This is a genomic window from Caulobacter sp. GW821-FHT05F04 (assembly GCF_059419665.1).
Window position 1 is genome coordinate 748,136 of sequence record NZ_JBWKSF010000002.1, and the last position, 16,284, is coordinate 764,419.

Annotated in this window: 18 protein-coding genes; 13 read left to right on the forward strand and 5 right to left on the reverse strand. The window is 69.8% G+C overall.

The features are described 5' to 3' along the window. Positions 1-63 precede the first annotated feature (63 nt). Both pabB and AC07R7_RS07950 read left to right on the forward strand, forming a co-directional pair. On the forward strand, positions 64-1,389 hold the full coding sequence (gene pabB, locus AC07R7_RS07945; protein WP_494634748.1) for an aminodeoxychorismate synthase, component I: 1,326 nt from the start codon (positions 64-66) through the stop codon (positions 1,387-1,389). After that, a complete protein-coding gene (locus AC07R7_RS07950; RefSeq protein ID WP_494634749.1) occupies positions 1,386-2,135 on the forward strand; it encodes an aminotransferase class IV in 750 nt (249 codons plus the stop codon). Before pabB ends, AC07R7_RS07950 begins: the two co-directional genes overlap by 4 nt. On the opposite strand, the gene AC07R7_RS07955 is transcribed toward AC07R7_RS07950, so the two are convergent. The 3 genes from AC07R7_RS07955 to AC07R7_RS07965 all read right to left on the reverse strand — a co-directional run bounded on the left by AC07R7_RS07955 (position 2,122) and on the right by AC07R7_RS07965 (position 3,787). Further along, the gene (locus tag AC07R7_RS07955; RefSeq protein WP_492886031.1) at positions 2,122-2,703 is read right to left on the reverse strand and encodes a TadE/TadG family type IV pilus assembly protein; all 582 of its coding nucleotides are present in this window, start codon (positions 2,701-2,703) and stop codon (positions 2,122-2,124) included. The genes AC07R7_RS07950 and AC07R7_RS07955 overlap by 14 nt on opposite strands. After that, on the reverse strand, positions 2,700-3,257 hold the full coding sequence (locus AC07R7_RS07960) for a TadE/TadG family type IV pilus assembly protein (protein ID WP_494634750.1): 558 nt from the start codon (positions 3,255-3,257) through the stop codon (positions 2,700-2,702). Before AC07R7_RS07960 ends, AC07R7_RS07955 begins: the two co-directional genes overlap by 4 nt. Before the next feature lie 92 nt (positions 3,258-3,349). After that, the gene (locus AC07R7_RS07965) at positions 3,350-3,787 is read right to left on the reverse strand and encodes a pilus assembly protein N-terminal domain-containing protein (protein ID WP_494634751.1); all 438 of its coding nucleotides are present in this window, start codon (positions 3,785-3,787) and stop codon (positions 3,350-3,352) included. Positions 3,788-4,104: 317 nt separating this feature from the next. Between AC07R7_RS07965 and AC07R7_RS07970 the strand changes: the two genes are divergently transcribed. The 10 genes from AC07R7_RS07970 to AC07R7_RS08015 all read left to right on the forward strand — a co-directional run bounded on the left by AC07R7_RS07970 (position 4,105) and on the right by AC07R7_RS08015 (position 13,787). Then, positions 4,105-4,281: a Flp family type IVb pilin gene (locus AC07R7_RS07970; RefSeq protein WP_494634752.1), complete on the forward strand. Its 177-nt coding sequence runs from the start codon at positions 4,105-4,107 to the stop codon at positions 4,279-4,281. Between the two features lie 180 nt (positions 4,282-4,461). After that, the gene (locus AC07R7_RS07975) at positions 4,462-4,974 is read left to right on the forward strand and encodes an A24 family peptidase (protein ID WP_494634753.1); all 513 of its coding nucleotides are present in this window, start codon (positions 4,462-4,464) and stop codon (positions 4,972-4,974) included. A 205-nt stretch (positions 4,975-5,179) separates the two neighbouring features. After that, on the forward strand, positions 5,180-6,076 hold the full coding sequence (cpaB, locus tag AC07R7_RS07980; RefSeq protein WP_492886024.1) for a Flp pilus assembly protein CpaB: 897 nt from the start codon (positions 5,180-5,182) through the stop codon (positions 6,074-6,076). A gap of 32 nt (positions 6,077-6,108) precedes the next feature. Further along, complete coding sequence (locus tag AC07R7_RS07985; RefSeq protein ID WP_494634754.1) at positions 6,109-7,776, forward strand: type II and III secretion system protein family protein; 1,668 nt, start codon at positions 6,109-6,111, stop codon at positions 7,774-7,776. A 9-nt stretch (positions 7,777-7,785) separates the two neighbouring features. Beyond that, positions 7,786-8,466: a CpaD family pilus assembly lipoprotein gene (locus tag AC07R7_RS07990; RefSeq protein WP_494634755.1), complete on the forward strand. Its 681-nt coding sequence runs from the start codon at positions 7,786-7,788 to the stop codon at positions 8,464-8,466. Next, positions 8,466-10,022 carry a CpaE/TadZ family protein gene (locus AC07R7_RS07995; protein WP_494634756.1) on the forward strand — a complete coding sequence of 519 codons (1,557 nt, stop codon included), beginning with the start codon at positions 8,466-8,468 and terminating at the stop codon, positions 10,020-10,022. The genes AC07R7_RS07990 and AC07R7_RS07995 overlap by 1 nt, the downstream gene beginning before the upstream one ends. Further along, positions 10,023-11,528: a TadA family conjugal transfer-associated ATPase gene (locus tag AC07R7_RS08000; protein ID WP_492886017.1), complete on the forward strand. Its 1,506-nt coding sequence runs from the start codon at positions 10,023-10,025 to the stop codon at positions 11,526-11,528. Between the two features lie 3 nt (positions 11,529-11,531). Continuing rightward, on the forward strand, positions 11,532-12,509 hold the full coding sequence (locus AC07R7_RS08005; protein ID WP_492886015.1) for a type II secretion system F family protein: 978 nt from the start codon (positions 11,532-11,534) through the stop codon (positions 12,507-12,509). A gap of 13 nt (positions 12,510-12,522) precedes the next feature. Further along, on the forward strand, positions 12,523-13,506 hold the full coding sequence (locus tag AC07R7_RS08010) for a type II secretion system F family protein (protein ID WP_492886013.1): 984 nt from the start codon (positions 12,523-12,525) through the stop codon (positions 13,504-13,506). 95 nt (positions 13,507-13,601) lie between these two features. Next, positions 13,602-13,787 carry a hypothetical protein gene (locus AC07R7_RS08015; RefSeq protein ID WP_494634757.1) on the forward strand — a complete coding sequence of 62 codons (186 nt, stop codon included), beginning with the start codon at positions 13,602-13,604 and terminating at the stop codon, positions 13,785-13,787. Between the two features lie 66 nt (positions 13,788-13,853). On the opposite strand, the gene AC07R7_RS08020 is transcribed toward AC07R7_RS08015, so the two are convergent. After that, positions 13,854-14,735 carry an aldo/keto reductase family oxidoreductase gene (locus tag AC07R7_RS08020; protein ID WP_494634758.1) on the reverse strand — a complete coding sequence of 294 codons (882 nt, stop codon included), beginning with the start codon at positions 14,733-14,735 and terminating at the stop codon, positions 13,854-13,856. A 75-nt stretch (positions 14,736-14,810) separates the two neighbouring features. On the opposite strand from AC07R7_RS08020, the gene AC07R7_RS08025 reads away from it, so the two are divergent. Beyond that, positions 14,811-15,437: a TetR/AcrR family transcriptional regulator gene (locus AC07R7_RS08025; RefSeq protein ID WP_494634759.1), complete on the forward strand. Its 627-nt coding sequence runs from the start codon at positions 14,811-14,813 to the stop codon at positions 15,435-15,437. A 4-nt stretch (positions 15,438-15,441) separates the two neighbouring features. On the opposite strand, the gene AC07R7_RS08030 is transcribed toward AC07R7_RS08025, so the two are convergent. Continuing rightward, positions 15,442-16,260, reverse strand: a complete 819-nt coding sequence (locus AC07R7_RS08030; RefSeq protein ID WP_494634760.1) for a tetratricopeptide repeat protein — start codon at positions 16,258-16,260, stop codon at positions 15,442-15,444. Positions 16,261-16,284: the final 24 nt, after the last annotated feature.

Consider the following 16,284-nt stretch of genomic DNA (forward strand, 5'->3'; position numbering starts at 1 on the left):
TGGGGGAGGGGGACCGCCGAACGGCGGTGGAGGGGGACTGCTCCGCCTGCTACATCCCCGCCCATGCGTCGCGTCGCTCTCCTTACCGCCCCCTGGCGCGAGCCGACGTGGGCGCTGGCCCCGTTCCGGGACGAGCCGTACGCCTGCGCCCTGGTCACCGGCGGCGCGGGGCGGTGGTCGTATCTGCTGCGCCAGCCCGACGCGACCTTCAGCCTCGCCGCCGCCGATTCCGCCGATCCGTTCGTCAGGCTCGCCGAGCTGACCGGCCCCCGCCAGCCGAGCGACCCTGACGGTCCGCCGTTCCAGGGCGGGGTTCTGGGCCTGGCGGCCTACGAACTGGGCGACCGCGTCGAGGATCTGGGTCTGGCCCGCGCCGCCTGGCCGGACCTGACCTGCGCCCGCTATCCGGCCCTGCTGGCCTTCGACCACCACGCCCGGCAGGTCGTGGCCGTGGGGCGAGGCGAGACGGACGCCGAGGCGGGAACCCGCGCTCGTGAGGCTCTGGCCTGGCTGGACGCGTCGGCCGATCGCGCGCCGTTCGAGGGCGCGCTGTGCCTGGATCTGACCGCTTCCGACGGCGAGGCCTACGAGGTCGCCGTGGCCGACGTGGTCGGGCGCATCCTCTCCGGAGAGATCTTCCAGGCCAATATCGCCCGCGCCTGGACTGGACGGCTGGCGGCCGGCGCCGATCCGTTCGACCTGTTCACGCGGCTGCGGAGCCAGAGCCCGGCGCCGTTCTCGGCCTATCTGCGCCTGCCGGGCCGGGCCGTGGTCTCCAACTCGCCGGAGCGGTTTCTGAAGGTCGACGCGGACGGGGCGATCCTGACCCAGCCGATCAAGGGCACGCGTCCTCGCGGCCGCGACGCCGCCGAAGACCGGGCCCTGGCCGCCGAGCTGCTGGCCAGCGACAAGGACCGGGCCGAGAACCTGATGATCGTGGATCTGATGCGCAACGACCTGGCCCGGGTCAGCCCGCCGGGCAGCGTCAGGGCGCGCGAGCTGTTCAAGGTCGAGAGCTTCGCCAACGTCCACCATCTGGTTTCGACGGTGACCGGCCAGCTGGCCGGCGGCCGGACGGTCGCCGACCTGCTGCGGGCCAGCTTCCCGCCGGGCTCGATCACCGGGGCGCCCAAGGTCCAGGCGATGAAGGTGATCGCCGGGCTGGAACCGCCGCGCGGACCCTATTGCGGGAGCCTGTTCTGGGCCGGCTTCGACGGGGCGTTCGACTCGAGCGTGCTGATCCGCACGGTCGGCCTGGTCGAGGACGGCCAGGGTTGGACCCTGGAGGCCCGCGCCGGGGCGGGCGTCGTCGCCGACAGCGATCCGCGCGGCGAGCGCCTGGAGACCGAGGCCAAGATCGCCGCGCTGAAGAGGGCCCTGACGGAATGATTATTCCTCTTGAGGACAGGGGCTTGCTGCTCGGCGACGGCCTGTTCGAGACGATGCTGGCGGCCGACGGCGCGCTGCCGCGTCTGGCCGCCCATCTCGACCGCATGGCCGCCGGCTGCGCGGTGCTGGGCCTGCCGTTCGACCGCGATGAGGCCGAGCGGCTGGTTCGCGAGGCGGCGCCGGCCGCTGGCCGGTTCGCCGTGCGCCTGACCCTGACCGCCGGTTCCGGCGGCCGGGGGCTGGACCGTCCGGCCGCGCCGCTGCCGCGCCTGTTCGCCACCGCCGCGCCGTCCGCGCCCGTCACCGCGCCGGCGACCGCGATCGTCGCGGCCGCGCGCCGTAACGAGGGCTCGCCCGCCTCGCGCCTGAAGACCCTGAGCTATCTCGACAACGTCCTGGCCCGGGCCGAGGCCAGGGCCGCCGGCGCCGACGAGGCGGTGATGCTGAACAATCGCGGCGAGATCGCCTGCGCCGGGGCGGCCAATCTGTTCTGGATCGAGGGCGGGCGTCTGTTCACCCCGCGCCTGGACTGCGGCGTGCTGGCCGGGATCACCCGGGCGCGGCTGATGGCGGCCGAAGCGGTCGAGGCGGTCGCCGTCGGGGTCGAGGCGCTGGAACGGGCCGAGGCGGTTTTCCTGACCAACAGCCTGATCGGCTTGCGCCCGCTCTCGCGGCTCGTCACCCCCTTGGGCGAGCGGACCTACGCCCCGCACCGGCTGGTCGAGCGCCTTGCTACAGCGTGCTGACCCAGGTCACCGTGTCGGAGCGGCGCGGGCGCAGATAGTAGTTGCGCTTGAAGGTCATGGTGGTGGGCATGACCAGCTTGGTCGGCGAGCTGTAGTCGTAGGTGGCCCGCGAGACGATGATGCTCTGATTGGCCGCCAGCACGCCGGTCGAGATGTCGGCGACGGTCGCGCCCTGGGCCGGGCAGCCGGCCATGCCCACGCCGGCGGGGTTGGGCTGCACCCAGGCGACGGTGTTCTTGCCCGCGGCGTCGGAGACGACGCTGTAGACGCACATCTTCAGGCCCGCGGTCGGATAGGGCGCCATGATCAGATTCCCGATGTTGAAGATGTCGGTCATCTTGCTCGGGCCGGTCTGGGGGCTCTGGGCGACAAGGTCGCCGATCTGCGCGGTGATGTTCGACAGGCGGCGCTGGGCCATCATGGCCTGGGTCGTCTCGGCGAAGCCGAAATACATCAGGATCAGCACCGGGGCGATCAGGGCGAACTCGATGGCCGAGACGCCGCGGGCATCGCGCCAGAAGGTCTTCAGAGAGGCCTGCTTCAGCCGGGGCGACGCGCGGCGGGTCATTGGTCGAACGGCTCGTTGGTGAAGGCGGTGGCGGCGTAGACGATCCACCGGCCGTTGGAGTTCTGGAAACCGGTCTGCATCAGCGGTGAGATCAGCGGCCAGGTGTAGTAGGCGCGGACCAGGACGATCGAGCCGGCCGTGCCGGGGTTCCACTGCATGTTGGTTGGCACCGCGTTGGCCGCCGAGGCCGAGCTGGCGCTGGCCGAGTAGTCGTCATAGGTCTGCACGTCGAGCTGCAGGGCGCTGTCGCAGCTCATCGCGCCGATCGGTCCGATCTTGTTGCAGACGGCGGTCTTGAAGGTGGCGGCGGTGCCGCCGCTGGTCTGCACCTCGCCGGTGCGGATGGTGCGGCCCACGTCGATGACCGCGTTCTCGAGCAGCAGCGAGACCATGTAGACCAGGGCCAACTCGATCAGCGCGAAGACGAGCATCAGGAAGGGCATGAAGACCAGGGCGAACTCGACCGCCGTGGCGCCCCGCTCGGCGCGCGCGAAGCGACCGGCGAAGCGGGCCAGCCGGCGTCGGGCGCGAGCGAAGATGTGATTGTAGGCCATGCGGCGGCGCGGACCCTGAAATGATCGTCCGCTAGTCTAGCCGGACGATCCTAACCACTGGTTAGAGCGCGCGCTCGCGTGGGCGAGGGCGCCTACGGCGTGCCCGAGGCCGGGCCGGGGGCCGCGCCGGCCGCGCCGACGCGCATGCAGCGGGCGGCCCCGCAGGCATAGCTGTTGGCCGTCGCGCCGCGATAGATGGTGACGCCCCCGTCGCCGACCTCGGAGACCACGACCTGGCGGTTGGTCAGGGTGCGGCCGCCGGCTCCGAAGGCCATCAGGGTGGTGACACCCGGACGCTTGCCCATCACGACCAGGGTGCGCTCGTTGACGATGCTGACGTCGGCGATGGTGGGATCGGCCACCACCACGTCCCGCACCGTGCCCCCCACGCTCATATAGGAGGCTTCGCCCGCGGCCAGCGACAGGTCGGCCGAGGTCGCCTTCGCCGGCAGGACGCCCGTGTTCTGAGCGTTGGCGCCGGCCCCCGAGAGGGTCAGGACGGCGGCGATGGCGAGCGAAAGGCGGCGCATGAGGTTTCCGATCTCGGATCCGAACGTGCCTCAGCATCCTTTGGTTTGGTCAACAAAAGACTAAGGCCCGTTTGCGTGCGTCCAAGCGTCGCTTGAGAAAGTCCTTGATTCAAAAGGGGTTGATCGCTTTCGCTGTGGCCATGGTTAAGAATAGATAACGTTAAATACAAATAAACCAAAAGAAAAATATGAGAAACCAACTGATGTTTACTCAGCATTAAGTGAGCTCGGCGAAATTGATCGTGTTTTCGGGGGTTAGCAAGTCGAGCCGGCTTGAAGCCTCAAATCAACCAGCTCTGACTTTAGGAGATCTAGACATGACCAAGTTCGTCACGCGCTTTCTGAAGGATGAATCGGGCGCCACGGCCATCGAATACGGCCTGATCGCTGCCCTCATCGCCGTCGTCATCATCACGGGCGTTGGCGCTCTGGGCACCACGCTGAACACGAAGTTCAACGACATCAAGACGAAGGTCGCGAACGCTGGCACCTAAGTCCAGCTAACGCTCGAAAAGAAAAGGGCCGAGGCTTAAGTCTCGGCCCTTTTTCTTTGCCTGGATGACAGATGTTCCAGGCTCCCGCCGAGGCGCGGGAAACGATTGCTTCATCCGTCCGTCCCAGAATGGCCCGGTACGGAAGGGGTCCCCGACGGGGATTTTACAAGGCGCGAGAGCATGCAAGCTATCCAGATCCCGCTGCTGCTGATCTTTCCGGTCCTGGCCATCGTTGGCGGCCTGAAGGACCTGATCAGCTACACGATCCCCAACTGGATTTCGCTGGCCCTGATCGCCGCCTTCGTTCCGGCCGCCCTGGTCAGCGGCGCGCCCCTGGCCCAGATCGGTCTGTGCCTGGCCGTGGGCCTCGGCGGCCTCGTCCTCGGAATGGGTATGTTCGCCGCCGGCTGGATCGGCGGCGGCGACGGCAAGCTGTTCGCCGTCTGCGCCCTGTGGATGGGCTGGCCCGGCGCCTTCCTGTTCCTGGTCTATACTGGCCTGGCGGGCGGCGTCCTGACCTTCGCTATCCTGACCCTGCGCTCGGGTTATCTGGTTCCGGCCGTGGCCGGCGGGCCGGCCTGGCTGCGCAAGCTGGCGGCCAAGGACGGCGATCTGCCGTACGGCGTCGCCATCGCCGCCGGCGCCCTGTGGGCCTTCCCGCACGGCGCCCTGGCCGTCGCGGCCCTGGGCTGAGACTCTCCTGAGTTGAGCCCGGCCGCGCGCTGACTCATCCCGCGACACCCTGCCGCGCGCCCCGCCGCCTGAACGATGAAAACTTTTAGCAGCCGTTAACCATGCGCGGGCGAGCATGGAGCGTGGCCAGAAAGGCTGACTGACGAATCGCGCGCGCCCGCCGGACGGCGGCCGTTCGGTTCCCCCTTGAGTTACAGCCCGCGCCATGAGTCCCGTTCGCCTCCTGATCGTCCTGATCGCCGCCGTCTCGGCCATCGGCCTGGCCGTGGTCCTGCAGCGCGCGCTGGGCGGCAAGCCGGTCGCTCCCGCCGTCGTGGCCGCGCCCGCCGCGCCGGGCAAGCCGATGACCCAGGTCCTGGTGGCCAAGCGCGACCTGCCGATCGGCACGCGCCTGGTGGCCGCCGACGTCGCCTGGCAGGCCTGGCCGTCCGACGCCATCAGCGGCGCCTTCATCACCAATGGCGCGACCCCGGCCGCGCCCGACGGCAAGGTCGAGGCCGCCAAGGCCGCCGTCAGCGGCGCCGCCGACCAGATGATTGGCGGCGATCCGGCCAAGATCGTCGAGGGCGCGATCGTCCGCGACCCGATCCTGACCGGCGAACCGGTCACCAACCGCAAGATCGTGCGCGGCGGCGAGGGCGGCTACCTGTCCGTCGTCCTGACCCCCGGCAAGCGCGCCATGGCCGTGCCCGTGACGTCCGAGACCGCGGCCGGCGGCTTCGTGCTGCCCGGCGACCGCGTCGACGTGCTGGTGACGCACGAGGCCCAGGTCAACGCCACCGGCGACAGCGGCTCGGCCAACGGCCGGGTCGTCCAGGCCGAGACCGTCCTGCAGAACATCCGCGTCCTGGCCCTGGACCAGTCCACGTCCGCCGACAAGGACGCCAAGTCGATCGTCGCGGCCACCGCCACCCTCGAAGTTGGCCCGGCCGAGGCCGAGGCCCTGACCCGCGCCAAGGCCGGCGGTCCGGTGACCCTGGCCCTGCGCGCCTATACTGATCTCGGCGGCCCCTCGGGCATCGTCGGGAAAACGGCCGCTTCGGACTCCACCATCCGCATCAATCGGGGCGGCCAGACCTCCAACGTCTCGGTGCGCCCGTGAGCCGCCCCCTGGACGCCTTCGCGAAAGCTCAAATGTCCCTGAAGCGCCGTATCCTGACGGCCCATCTGGCCGTCCTGCTGGGCCTGTCCTCGACCACGCCGGTCTTCGCCGACGGCCCGATTGGCGGCTCGCACGTCTATCGTCCCGCCGCCCGCGTCTCGCGCCCGGCGCCCCTGCCGCCGCCGGCCATGCCGCTGGCCCCGCCGCCGCTCGGCGACCAGGCGACCCGCATCACCCTGACGGCCGACCAGAGCGCCGCCACGGTCGAGCTGGTCAAGGGCAAGTCGGCGATCATCGAGCTGCCCGCGGACGTCCGCGACCTGCTGGTCACCAACCCGCTCGTCGCCGACGCGGTGCTGCGCGACAAGCGCCACATCCACGTGGTGGGCCTGGCGGAGGGTTCGACCGACGCCGCGTTCTACGACGCCTACGGCCGCCGGATCGTGTCGCTGAACATCCGCGTGACCCAACCCGTCGACCTTCTGGCGGCGACCCTGGCGCGGGTGCTGCCCGACGCCAAGATCCAGGTGCAGGCGATGCGCGACAGCGTCATCCTGACCGGCATGGTGCGCAACGCCTCGGAATCCGAAGCGGTGTCGCGCATCGCCGCCCAGTTCGCCGGCAAGCCGGAGAACGTGCTGAACATGCTGACCATCGCTGGCAAGGACCAGGTGATGCTGCAGGTTCGCATCATCGAGGTGCAGCGCAACGTCATCAAGCAGCTGGGCTTCGACCTCAACGCCATCATGGGCCAGCTGGGCCAGGACCAATTCTCGTTCGGCCTGTCGCCGACCTACGGCGTCAACGGCGCCCTGCTGGGCGGCGTGACCGGCGGCTACAGCCGCGACACCACCAAGGCGCCGGTGATCTCGCGCGACGTGAAGGTGCCGCTGACGAGCTGTGCGAACGGGGTCTGCACGACGTCCGAGACACTGAAGGCCTACGACTTCGTGGATCCCAAGGATCCGCTGTCGACGATCCGGACCGTGGCCGGCAGCACGGGCCTCAACCAGGCCAAGAGCATGGTCCAGGCGTTCGAGCGCGTGGGCCTGGTTCGCACCCTGGCCGAGCCGAACCTGACCGCGGTGTCCGGCGAGGCCGGCCATTTCCTGGTCGGCGGCGAGTTCCCGGTTCCGACCGGCAGCGACCAGACCGGCAAGATCTCGATCGAGTTCAAGCCCTACGGCGTGGGCCTGGGCTATACGCCCGTGGTGCTGTCGGGCGGCCGCATCTCGCTGAAGATCTCGACCGAGGTCTCGGAACTCTCCAGCCTGGGCGCCTTCACGGTGTCCTCAGGCTCGGCCTCGACGGCCCTGACGGTGCCGGGCCTGTCGGTGCGCCGCGCCGAGACGACCGTCGAGATCCCGTCGGGCGGCTCGCTGATGATCGCCGGCCTGCTGCAGCAGACGACCAAGCAGACGATCGACTCCATCCCCGGCATGACCTCGATGCCGATCCTGGGCACGCTGTTCCGGTCGCGAGACTTCCTGAACGGCCAGACCGAGCTGGTGATCATCGTCACCCCGTACATCGTCGACCCGACCCGTCCGCAGAACCTGCAGACGCCGGCCGACGGTCTGGTCTTCGCCAACGACATGAGCACGGTCCTGCTGGGCCGTCTGAACAAGGTGGTTAAGGCCCCGGCCGGCGCCAACGAGGGGCGCGCGTACCAGGGCCCCGTCGGCTATGTGATCGAGTAGGACGCACCCATGACGCACAAGCCTTTCGTCAAGACCGTCCTGACGGCCCTGGCCTTGTCCGGCCTGGTCGCCTGCGCCTCGACGCCGCCCGGCGAGGGGCCGTCGAAGACCGCCGCCACCGACACCCAGCAGTGGACGGACCGCATCAAGGTCACCTCCGCGCCGGACGAGATCGTGCTGGCGCCGCACGCCAAGGGCCTGTCGGCCAACCAGTCGGCCGCGCTGGAGGCCCTGATGGACCGCTGGCTGCAGGCCGAGGGGCGCGAACTGGTCGTCACCTCGCCCAACAGCGCCGGCGCCATGGCCACCCAGATCCGCGACCGTCTGGTCAGCCTGGGCGCGCCGGGCTCGCGCGTGCGGGTCGTCGGCTTCAACCCGACCGGTCCCGATGACGAGACCATCCGCGTCGGCTTCCTGCGCTACGAGGCCGAGAAGCTGAAATGCGGGCAGCGCTGGGAAAACCTGGCCGCCACCCGCAACAACGAAGCCTATGACAACTTCGGCTGCGCCATGGCCGCCAATCTGGCCGCCCAGGTCGCCAATCCCGAGGATCTGGTCCGCCCGCGCGACATGACGCCGGCCGACACCGGCCGTCGCGACACGGTGCTGGGCCTCTACCGCAAGGGTGAGACGACCAGCTCCAAGAAGGACGACCAGGCCAGCGGCTCGATCTCGAAGGCGATCCAGTAATGCGGCCGTCCGATAGCGATCCCTTCGACCTGGGCTTTGACGCCGCCGACGAATTCACGACCGGCGCGAACGATCCCTGGCGCGCGTCCGCGCCGCCGTCGCTGAACCCGACCGTGGGCGGCTTCGACGACCCGTTCGCCGACTTCCCGCCCGCCCGTCCCGAAGGACCCCAGGCGCCGCGTCCCGCGCCCCAGCCCCAGTCCCAGCCTCAGGCGCAGCGCGCCGCCCCGCCGCCTCAGCCGCCGCCGGAACCGCGCGCGTCGCGGCCGGCGGCCGTCCATGACGACGACCTCGACATCGCCGAGGCCGCCGCCCCGGCCGCGCCGGTCTATCATGAGCCGATCTCGGACGGCGGCCTGGGCGACGCGGCGATCCCGCGCATCACCATCCACGCCTTCTGCGCCCGTCCGGAAACGGCGGCCCTGGTCGAGCACGCCGCCGCGGACCGCCGCATGGCCCGGGCCTCGACCATCGTTCGCGACGGCGGGCTGGAGGCGGCCGTCGACTACTACCAGAACCAGCCGACGCCCTCGCTGGTCATGGTCGAGACGACCGACGGCGCCCAGCGCCTGCTGCATCTGCTGGACAGCCTGGCCCAGGTCTGCGACCCGGGCACCAAGGTGGTCGTGCTGGGCCAGACCAACGACATCGCCCTCTATCGCGAGCTGATGCGCCGCGGGGTCAGCGAGTACCTGACCCAGCCGCTCTCGCCCCTGCAGGTGATCCGCGCCGTCGGCGGCCTCTACGCCGATCCGTCCGCGCCGTTCGTCGGCCGCCAGATCGCCTTCGTCGGCGCCAAGGGCGGGGTGGGGGCCTCGACGCTGGCGCACAACTTCGCCTGGGCGATGGCCGAGAAGATGCAGACCGCCACGGTGCTGGTCGATCTCGACCTGGCCTTCGGCACCGCCGGCCTCGACTTCAACCAGGATCCGCTGCAAGGCGTCCTGGACGCCCTGACCCAGCCCGACCGCCTGGACCCGGTGCTGATGGACCGCATGATGGTCCGCTGCGGCGACCGCCTGTCGCTGTTCGCCGCCCCGGCGACGCTGGACGACGACTACGACATCGGCGCCGACGCCTACGAGGAAGCGACCCAGAAGATCCGCGGCGCCGCGCCGTTCGTGGTGCTGGACATCCCGCACGTCTGGAACGCCGCGACCCGCCGGGTGCTGGTCGGGTCCGACGACCTGGTGGTGGTGGCCATGCCGGACCTGGCGTCCCTGCGCAACGCCAAGAACATCATAGACCTGGTCAAGGCCTCGCGGCCCAACGACGTGCCGCCGCGCCTGGTTCTGAATCAGGTCGGCGTGCCCGGCCGTCCCGAGATCCCGGTGAAGGATTTCGGCGAGGCCCTGGGCATCCAGCCCTCGCTGGTGCTGCCGTTCGATCCCAAGCCCTACGGCCAGGCGGCCAACAACGGCCAGATGCTGGCCGAGGTGGCGCCCAAGTCGAAGGCCGCCGAGGGCCTGGAGCACCTGGCGCGCCTGATCAGCCGCCGCGAGCCGCCGCCCTCGCAGAAGTCCTCCGTGCTCTCCGGCCTGTTCAAGAAGAAGTAGATGTTCGGCAAGCGCGACCCGTCAGCCCCCGCCGAACAGAAGGCGCCGCCCCCCGCCCCGGCGGGCGGCGCGGCCATCGCCACGCGTCCCCAGCGGATCGAGCCGGCCGCCGCGCCGACCGCGCCGGCGCCAAAGGTCAACGGTCCCGCCCCGAAGGCGACGGCGGGCCTGGACCAGCTGCGCGCCGCGCAGGGGATCGCCGCCGCCCAGACGACCAACATCGTCCGTGAGCAGAGCGACTACTACCACGCCACCAAGACCGTCATCTTCAACGCCCTGCTGAACACCATCGACCTGAGCCAGCTGGCCCAGCTCGATCAGAAGCAGGCCGCCGAGGAGATCCGCGACATCGTCGCCGAGCTGGTGGCGATCAAGAACGTCTCGATGTCCGTGGCGGAACAGGAGACGCTGGTCCAGGACATCATCAACGACGTCCTCGGCTATGGTCCGCTGGAGCCCCTGCTGGCCCGCGACGACATCGCCGACATCATGGTCAACGGCGCCCACCGGGTGTTCATCGAAGTGGGCGGCAAGGTCCAGCTGACCAATGTCCGCTTCCGCGACAACATGCAGCTGATGAACATCTGCCAGCGGATCGTCAGCCAGGTCGGCCGCCGCGTCGACGAAAGCTCGCCGATCTGCGACGCCCGCCTGCCCGACGGCTCGCGCGTCAACGTCATCGCTCCGCCCTTGGCTCTGGATGGTCCGACCCTGACCATCCGGAAGTTCAAGAAGGACAAGCTGACGATGAAGAACCTGGTGGAGTACGCCTCCATCAGCCCGGAAGGGGCGCGGGTTCTCGGCGTCATCGGCGCCTGCCGCTGCAACATCGTCATCTCGGGCGGCACCGGCTCGGGCAAGACCACCCTGCTCAACACCATGACCGCCTTCATCGACCCCACGGAACGGGTCGTGACCTGCGAGGACGCCGCCGAACTGCAGCTGCAGCAGCCGCACGTGGTGCGCCTGGAAACCCGTCCGCCGAACCTGGAAGGCTCCGGCTCGGTGACCATGCGCGATCTGGTCAAGAACTGTCTGCGGATGCGTCCCGAACGCATCATCGTCGGCGAAGTCCGCGGCCCGGAGGCGTTCGACCTTCTCCAGGCCATGAACACCGGCCACGACGGCTCGATGGGCACGCTGCACGCCAACAGCCCGCGCGAGGCCATCAGCCGTATCGAGAGCATGATCACCATGGGCGGCTACGGCCTGCCCTCGAAGACCATCAAGGAGATGATCGTCGGCTCGGTCGACGTCATCGTCCAGGCGGCGCGCTTGCGCGATGGTAGTCGCCGCATCACCCACATCACCGAGGTGGTCGGCCTGGAAGGCGACGTGATCGTCACCCAGGACCTGTTCGTCTACGAGATCACCGGCGAGGACGCCGACGGCAAGGTGATCGGCAAGCACCGCTCGACCGGCATCGCCCGGCCGCGCTTCTGGGATCGCGCCCGCTACTACGGCCTGGAGCGCGAGCTGGCCGAAGCCCTCGACGCGGCGGAGTAGGCCATGCTGTTCGTGATCGCCGGCATCCTGGGGTTCATCACCATCGCGGGCCTGGGCTTCGCCTTCGCGGGCGGGGACAGCGGCCAGGCCAAGGCCGCCAAGCGGGCCCAGATGATCGCCGGAGGCGGCGAGCGCCAGGTCGCCGTGCGCGCCAAAGCCGCCGCCAACACGCCCGACGCCCGCCGCCAGAACATCCTCAAGGCGCTCAAGGAGCAGGAGCGCAAGCAGAAGAAGGCCACGCTGAGCATCAGCGCGCGCATGCTGGCCGCGGGCCTGGGCCAGAACGTCAGGATGTTCTGGATCATCAGCGGCGCGCTGGCGGTGGTCGTCGCCCTGATCGTCCTCGTGCTGAGCCAGAACCCGCTGATCGCCCTGGCGGGCGGCTTCGCCGCGGGTATGGGCCTGCCGCGCTGGGTCCTGGGCTTCCTGGCCAAGGGGCGGACCAAGAAGTTCACCGAGGCCTTTTCGGACGCCATCGACATCATCGTGCGCGGCATCAAGTCGGGCCTGCCGGTCCACGACTGCCTGAAGATCATCGGCAAGGAGAGCCCCGAGCCCCTGGGCGGCGAATTCCGCACCCTGACCGAGAACATCGCCATGGGCGTGCCGATAGATGCGGCCCTGGAGAAGATGTACGAGCGCATGCCGACCAACGAGCTGCGCTTCTTCTCGATCGTGCTGGGCATCCAGGCCAAGACCGGCGGCAACCTGGCCGAGGCGTTGGGCAACCTCTCCACCGTGCTGCGCGCGCGCAAGCTGATGAAGGAGAAGATCAAGGCGCTCTCCGCCGAGGCGATCGCCTCGGCCTCGATCATCGGCTGCCTGCCGCCCGGCGTCGTCATCCTGATCAGCGTCACCTCGCCAGCCTACATGAAGCCGATGTTCACCGACCCGCGCGGCCACCTGATGATCCTGGGCGGCCTGCTGTGGATGACCATGGGCATCCTGGTGATGCGCAAGATGATCAACTTCAAGTTCTGAGAGGAGGGTCGCCGTGAGTCTCGCCACCGCCCTGACCGATCCCTCGAACCTGCTGACGGCGTTCATCGCCCTGGTGACGTTCGCCACGATCATCACCCTGGCCTCGCCGGCGCTGCGCGACAACAACCTCGAGGGCCGCCTGAAGTCGGTGGCCAACCGCCGCGAGGAGCTGCGTCGAAGATCGCGCCAGAACATCGCCTCGCGCGGCGCGACGGGCGGCACCCTGCGCCACCAGGACGAGGGCCTCTACAAGAACGTCGTCGAGCGGCTGCAGCTGTCGCGGCTGCTCGAGGATCCCAAGGTCGTCGACAACCTGGCCCAGGCCGGCTTCCGCGGCCCGCGCCCGGTGACCACCTTCTATTTCTTCCGCTTCGTGGCGCCGTTCGTGTTCGCCGGGGTGGTCGGGTTCTATCTCAATGTCGTCAACGGCTTCGGCCTGTTGCCGATGCAGAAGCTGTGCGCCTGCGTCGCGGCCCTGGCCCTCGGCTACTACGCACCCAACGTCTACATCAGCAACATCGCCCAGAAGCGCCGCGAGTCGATCGTGGCGGCCTTCCCGGATTCGCTGGACCTGCTGCTGATCTGCGTGGAAAGCGGGATGTCGATCGAGGCGGCCATCCAGAAGGTCGGCTCGGAAGTCGGCGCCTCGTCGATGGAGCTGGCCGAGGAGCTGTCCCTGCTCACCGCCGAACTGTCGTACCTGCCCGACCGCCGCCTGGCCTATGAGAACCTGGCGCGCCGGACCAACCATCCGGGCATCAAGTCCGTGGCCACCGCCATGATCCAGGCCGAGCGCTACGGCACGCCGCTGGGCACGGCCCTGCGGGTCATGGCCAAGGAAAACCGCGAGCTGCGCCTCTCGGCCGCCGAGAAGAAGGCCGCGGCCCTGCCGGCCCAGCTGACCGTGCCGATGATCGTGTTCTTCCTGCCGGTGCTGTTCGTCATGATCCTGGGCCCGGCGATCCTGAAGGTGCAGGACATCTTCGGGAAGCACTGAGGCTTCCCACCCCTAAAAGACCCGTCCAAGGCGTGGCGCGCGGCTTGCGCTGACCCGACCCCTCGGTTTCGATTTGGGACAGTGGGATGAAACACATGGGGAAGGGCCCTCCGGTCCGCGCGTTCGCGGCCGCGGAAGAGGGAGGCGCGGCCATCGAGACGGCGCTGGTGGCGGGCCTGGCGGCGTTTCTGGCGTTCACCATGAAGAACATGGTGGCGATGCCGCTGCTGGGCTTTCTCACCAAGGCCAGCCGGGTGCTCACCCAGGCGCTGGGGGCCTGATCACGCCGCGGGCGACCGGAGACCGGACGGCGGTCCCGGCGGAGGTTCGCGGCGGCGCCTAGGCGTTCAGGTCGCCACGGCTTCCAGCTCCGCCATCACCGCGTCCGACAATTCCAGGTCCGCCGCCGCCAGGTTCTCGCGCAGGTGGGCGACCGACGAGGTGCCGGGGATCAGCAGGATGTTGGGCGACCGGCGCAGCAGCCAGGCCAGGGCTGTCTGCATCGGCGTGGCGCCGAGACGCTCGGCCACGGCCGACAGGGCCGACGACTGCAGCGGCGAGAAGCCGCCCAGCGGGAAGAACGGCGTATAGGCGATCCCGGCCTTGGCCAGGTCGTCGACCATCGCGTCGTCGTGGCGGTGGACCAGATTGTACATGTTCTGCACGCAGGCGATGTCGGTGAGGCTTCGCGCCTCGGCGACCTGGGCCCGCGTGACGTTGCTGATCCCGATCTGGCGCACCAGCCCCTCGCGCTTCAGGTCGGCCAGGACGCCCAACGGCTCGGCGATCGAGCCCTCGGCCGGACCCATCATGTCGAACATGGCGCGGTAGTTGACCACGTCCAGCGCCTCCAGCCCCAGGCGGCGCAGGTTGTCATGCACCGCCGACCTCAGCTCGGCGGGCGAGGTCGCCGTCAGCCACGCGCCGTCGTCGCCCCGCCGCGCGCCGATCTTGGTGACGATCACCAGGTCGTCGGCATAGGGGTGCAGCGCCTCGCGGATGATCTCGTTGGTGACATGGGGGCCGTAATAGTCGCTGGTGTCGATGTGGTTGACCCCCAGAGCCACGGCCTCGCGCAGCACGGCCAGAGCCGCCGCGCGATCCTTGGGTGGGCCGAACACATGCGGGCCGGCCAGCTGCATCGCCCCATAGCCCAGCCGCCGGACGGCGCGGTCGCCGAGCTTGAAGGTCCCGGCCCGATCCAGGCTGGAGGTGTCGATGCTGGTCATGCTGACTTCCCTTGCTTGCGTCTCAACGCGAGCTGGAGCATCTGAAGAATCCTTCAGGTTTGGAATTCGCTTTCGATGACCGCCCTCGCAGCGCCCCTGAAGCCAAGGAAACAGCCGGTCCAGGCCCGGTCGGCGGCCACGATCGAGGCGCTGCACACCGCCGTGATTCAGGTTCTGACCCGCGAGGGTCTCAGCCGCTGCACCACCACGCGGATCGCTGAGCGGGCCGGCATGTCGGTCGGCAGCGTCTATCAGTACTACCCCAACCGCGACGCCCTGCTGGCGGCGGTGCTGGAGCGGCACCTGAGCGGCATCGCCGACGCGATGGAGCGGGTGTGTCTCGACAGCCGGGGCCTTCCGGTCGCCCGGATGGCCGAGGCTCTGGTCGAGGGCTACATGGCGGCCAAGCTGCGCGACGCCGGCGAGTCCCGGGCGCTCTACGCCGTGGCGGGCGAGCGGGGCGGATTCGAGCTGGCGGCCCGCGTCTACAAGCGCATCGAAGCGGCGGTCACGGTCCTGCTGGCCACCGCGCCTGACGCGCGGTTCGAGGACCCCGCCATGACGGCGTCGATCGCGCTGAACGCCCTGGTCGGGCCGGTGCGCTCGATCTTGGACGGCCAGGCCACGCCCGCCTTCGAGGCGCGGCTGCAAGGCCAACTGGTGCTGCTGCTGACGGCCTACCTCAAGGCCGGCAAGGCCTGAGGGCCTACTGCCCGCCGCCGGCCTTCATCGCGTCCCAGCTGCGGCCGGAGCCGGCCTGGCCGAGGGCGGCGCGCAGATAGGCCAGGTTGTTGCTGACCTGCTCGGGCGGCAGATCGGCGCGGGCCAGTTTCTCGGCTTCCGGCAGGCGGCCTTGCAGACCGACCACCAGAGCTAGGTTCTGGCGCACCTGGATGCCGGCCGAGGGCAGGGCGGCGGCGCGGCGCAGCTGGACCTCGGCGCCGACCAGGTCGCCCTTGGCGGCCAGGTGCATGGCGTAGTTGGCCAGCGGCGTGGCCTCGGTCGGCGCCAGCGCCAGAGCCTGGCGGTGCGCGGCCTCGGCCTCGTCGTCGCGCTCGGCCTGCTCGTAGGCCACGCCCAGCAGGGTCAGCGGACGCCAGTCGCGGGGATTAAGGGCGGCGGCCTTGCGGGCCGGCTCGATGGCGTAGAAGCCCTGGCCCCGGGCGATGTGGGCGCGGGCCAGCTCCAGCAGCAGCGGGGCGTCGTCGGGACGGGAGACCAGGCCCTTGGTCGCGGCCCCGGCGGCGTCGTCATTGCGGCCCAGGGCGCGCAGGGACTGGGCCAGGGCGGCGCCGGCCTCGGCGTCGGCCGGGTCGGTCTCGAACTCCGCGCCCCAGAAGGCGGCGCGGGCCAGCGGGTCGAGGCGGCGGGCCTCGGCGCGCTGCTGCGGCGAGGCCTTGACCGGCGCGGCCTTGGCGGCCTCGACCTGGGCGGGCTTGGCGGAGTCGGCGGCGAAGGCGGCCGGCGCGATCAGCAGGACGGCCGGGGCGAGCAGGGTTGCGACGAGCGCGCGCTTGCGACACATGAAAGACATGTCTCCAGAAGGTTC

What these genes read in the sequence shown, in the direction of transcription:
- pabB (WP_494634748.1), top strand. Translation starts at nt 64, where the DNA reads ATGCGTCGCGTCGCTCTCCTTACCGCCCCCTGGCGCGAGCCGACGTGG.
- AC07R7_RS07950 (WP_494634749.1), top strand. Translation starts at nt 1,386, where the DNA reads ATGATTATTCCTCTTGAGGACAGGGGCTTGCTGCTCGGCGACGGCCTG.
- AC07R7_RS07955 (WP_492886031.1), bottom strand. Translation starts at nt 2,703, where the DNA reads ATGACCCGCCGCGCGTCGCCCCGGCTGAAGCAGGCCTCTCTGAAGACC.
- AC07R7_RS07960 (WP_494634750.1), bottom strand. Translation starts at nt 3,257, where the DNA reads ATGGCCTACAATCACATCTTCGCTCGCGCCCGACGCCGGCTGGCCCGC.
- AC07R7_RS07965 (WP_494634751.1), bottom strand. Translation starts at nt 3,787, where the DNA reads ATGCGCCGCCTTTCGCTCGCCATCGCCGCCGTCCTGACCCTCTCGGGG.
- AC07R7_RS07970 (WP_494634752.1), top strand. Translation starts at nt 4,105, where the DNA reads ATGACCAAGTTCGTCACGCGCTTTCTGAAGGATGAATCGGGCGCCACG.
- AC07R7_RS07975 (WP_494634753.1), top strand. Translation starts at nt 4,462, where the DNA reads ATGCAAGCTATCCAGATCCCGCTGCTGCTGATCTTTCCGGTCCTGGCC.
- cpaB (WP_492886024.1), top strand. Translation starts at nt 5,180, where the DNA reads ATGAGTCCCGTTCGCCTCCTGATCGTCCTGATCGCCGCCGTCTCGGCC.
- AC07R7_RS07985 (WP_494634754.1), top strand. Translation starts at nt 6,109, where the DNA reads ATGTCCCTGAAGCGCCGTATCCTGACGGCCCATCTGGCCGTCCTGCTG.
- AC07R7_RS07990 (WP_494634755.1), top strand. Translation starts at nt 7,786, where the DNA reads ATGACGCACAAGCCTTTCGTCAAGACCGTCCTGACGGCCCTGGCCTTG.
- AC07R7_RS07995 (WP_494634756.1), top strand. Translation starts at nt 8,466, where the DNA reads ATGCGGCCGTCCGATAGCGATCCCTTCGACCTGGGCTTTGACGCCGCC.
- AC07R7_RS08000 (WP_492886017.1), top strand. Translation starts at nt 10,023, where the DNA reads ATGTTCGGCAAGCGCGACCCGTCAGCCCCCGCCGAACAGAAGGCGCCG.
- AC07R7_RS08005 (WP_492886015.1), top strand. Translation starts at nt 11,532, where the DNA reads ATGCTGTTCGTGATCGCCGGCATCCTGGGGTTCATCACCATCGCGGGC.
- AC07R7_RS08015 (WP_494634757.1), top strand. Translation starts at nt 13,602, where the DNA reads ATGGGGAAGGGCCCTCCGGTCCGCGCGTTCGCGGCCGCGGAAGAGGGA.
- AC07R7_RS08020 (WP_494634758.1), bottom strand. Translation starts at nt 14,735, where the DNA reads ATGACCAGCATCGACACCTCCAGCCTGGATCGGGCCGGGACCTTCAAG.
- AC07R7_RS08025 (WP_494634759.1), top strand. Translation starts at nt 14,811, where the DNA reads ATGACCGCCCTCGCAGCGCCCCTGAAGCCAAGGAAACAGCCGGTCCAG.
- AC07R7_RS08030 (WP_494634760.1), bottom strand. Translation starts at nt 16,260, where the DNA reads ATGTGTCGCAAGCGCGCGCTCGTCGCAACCCTGCTCGCCCCGGCCGTC.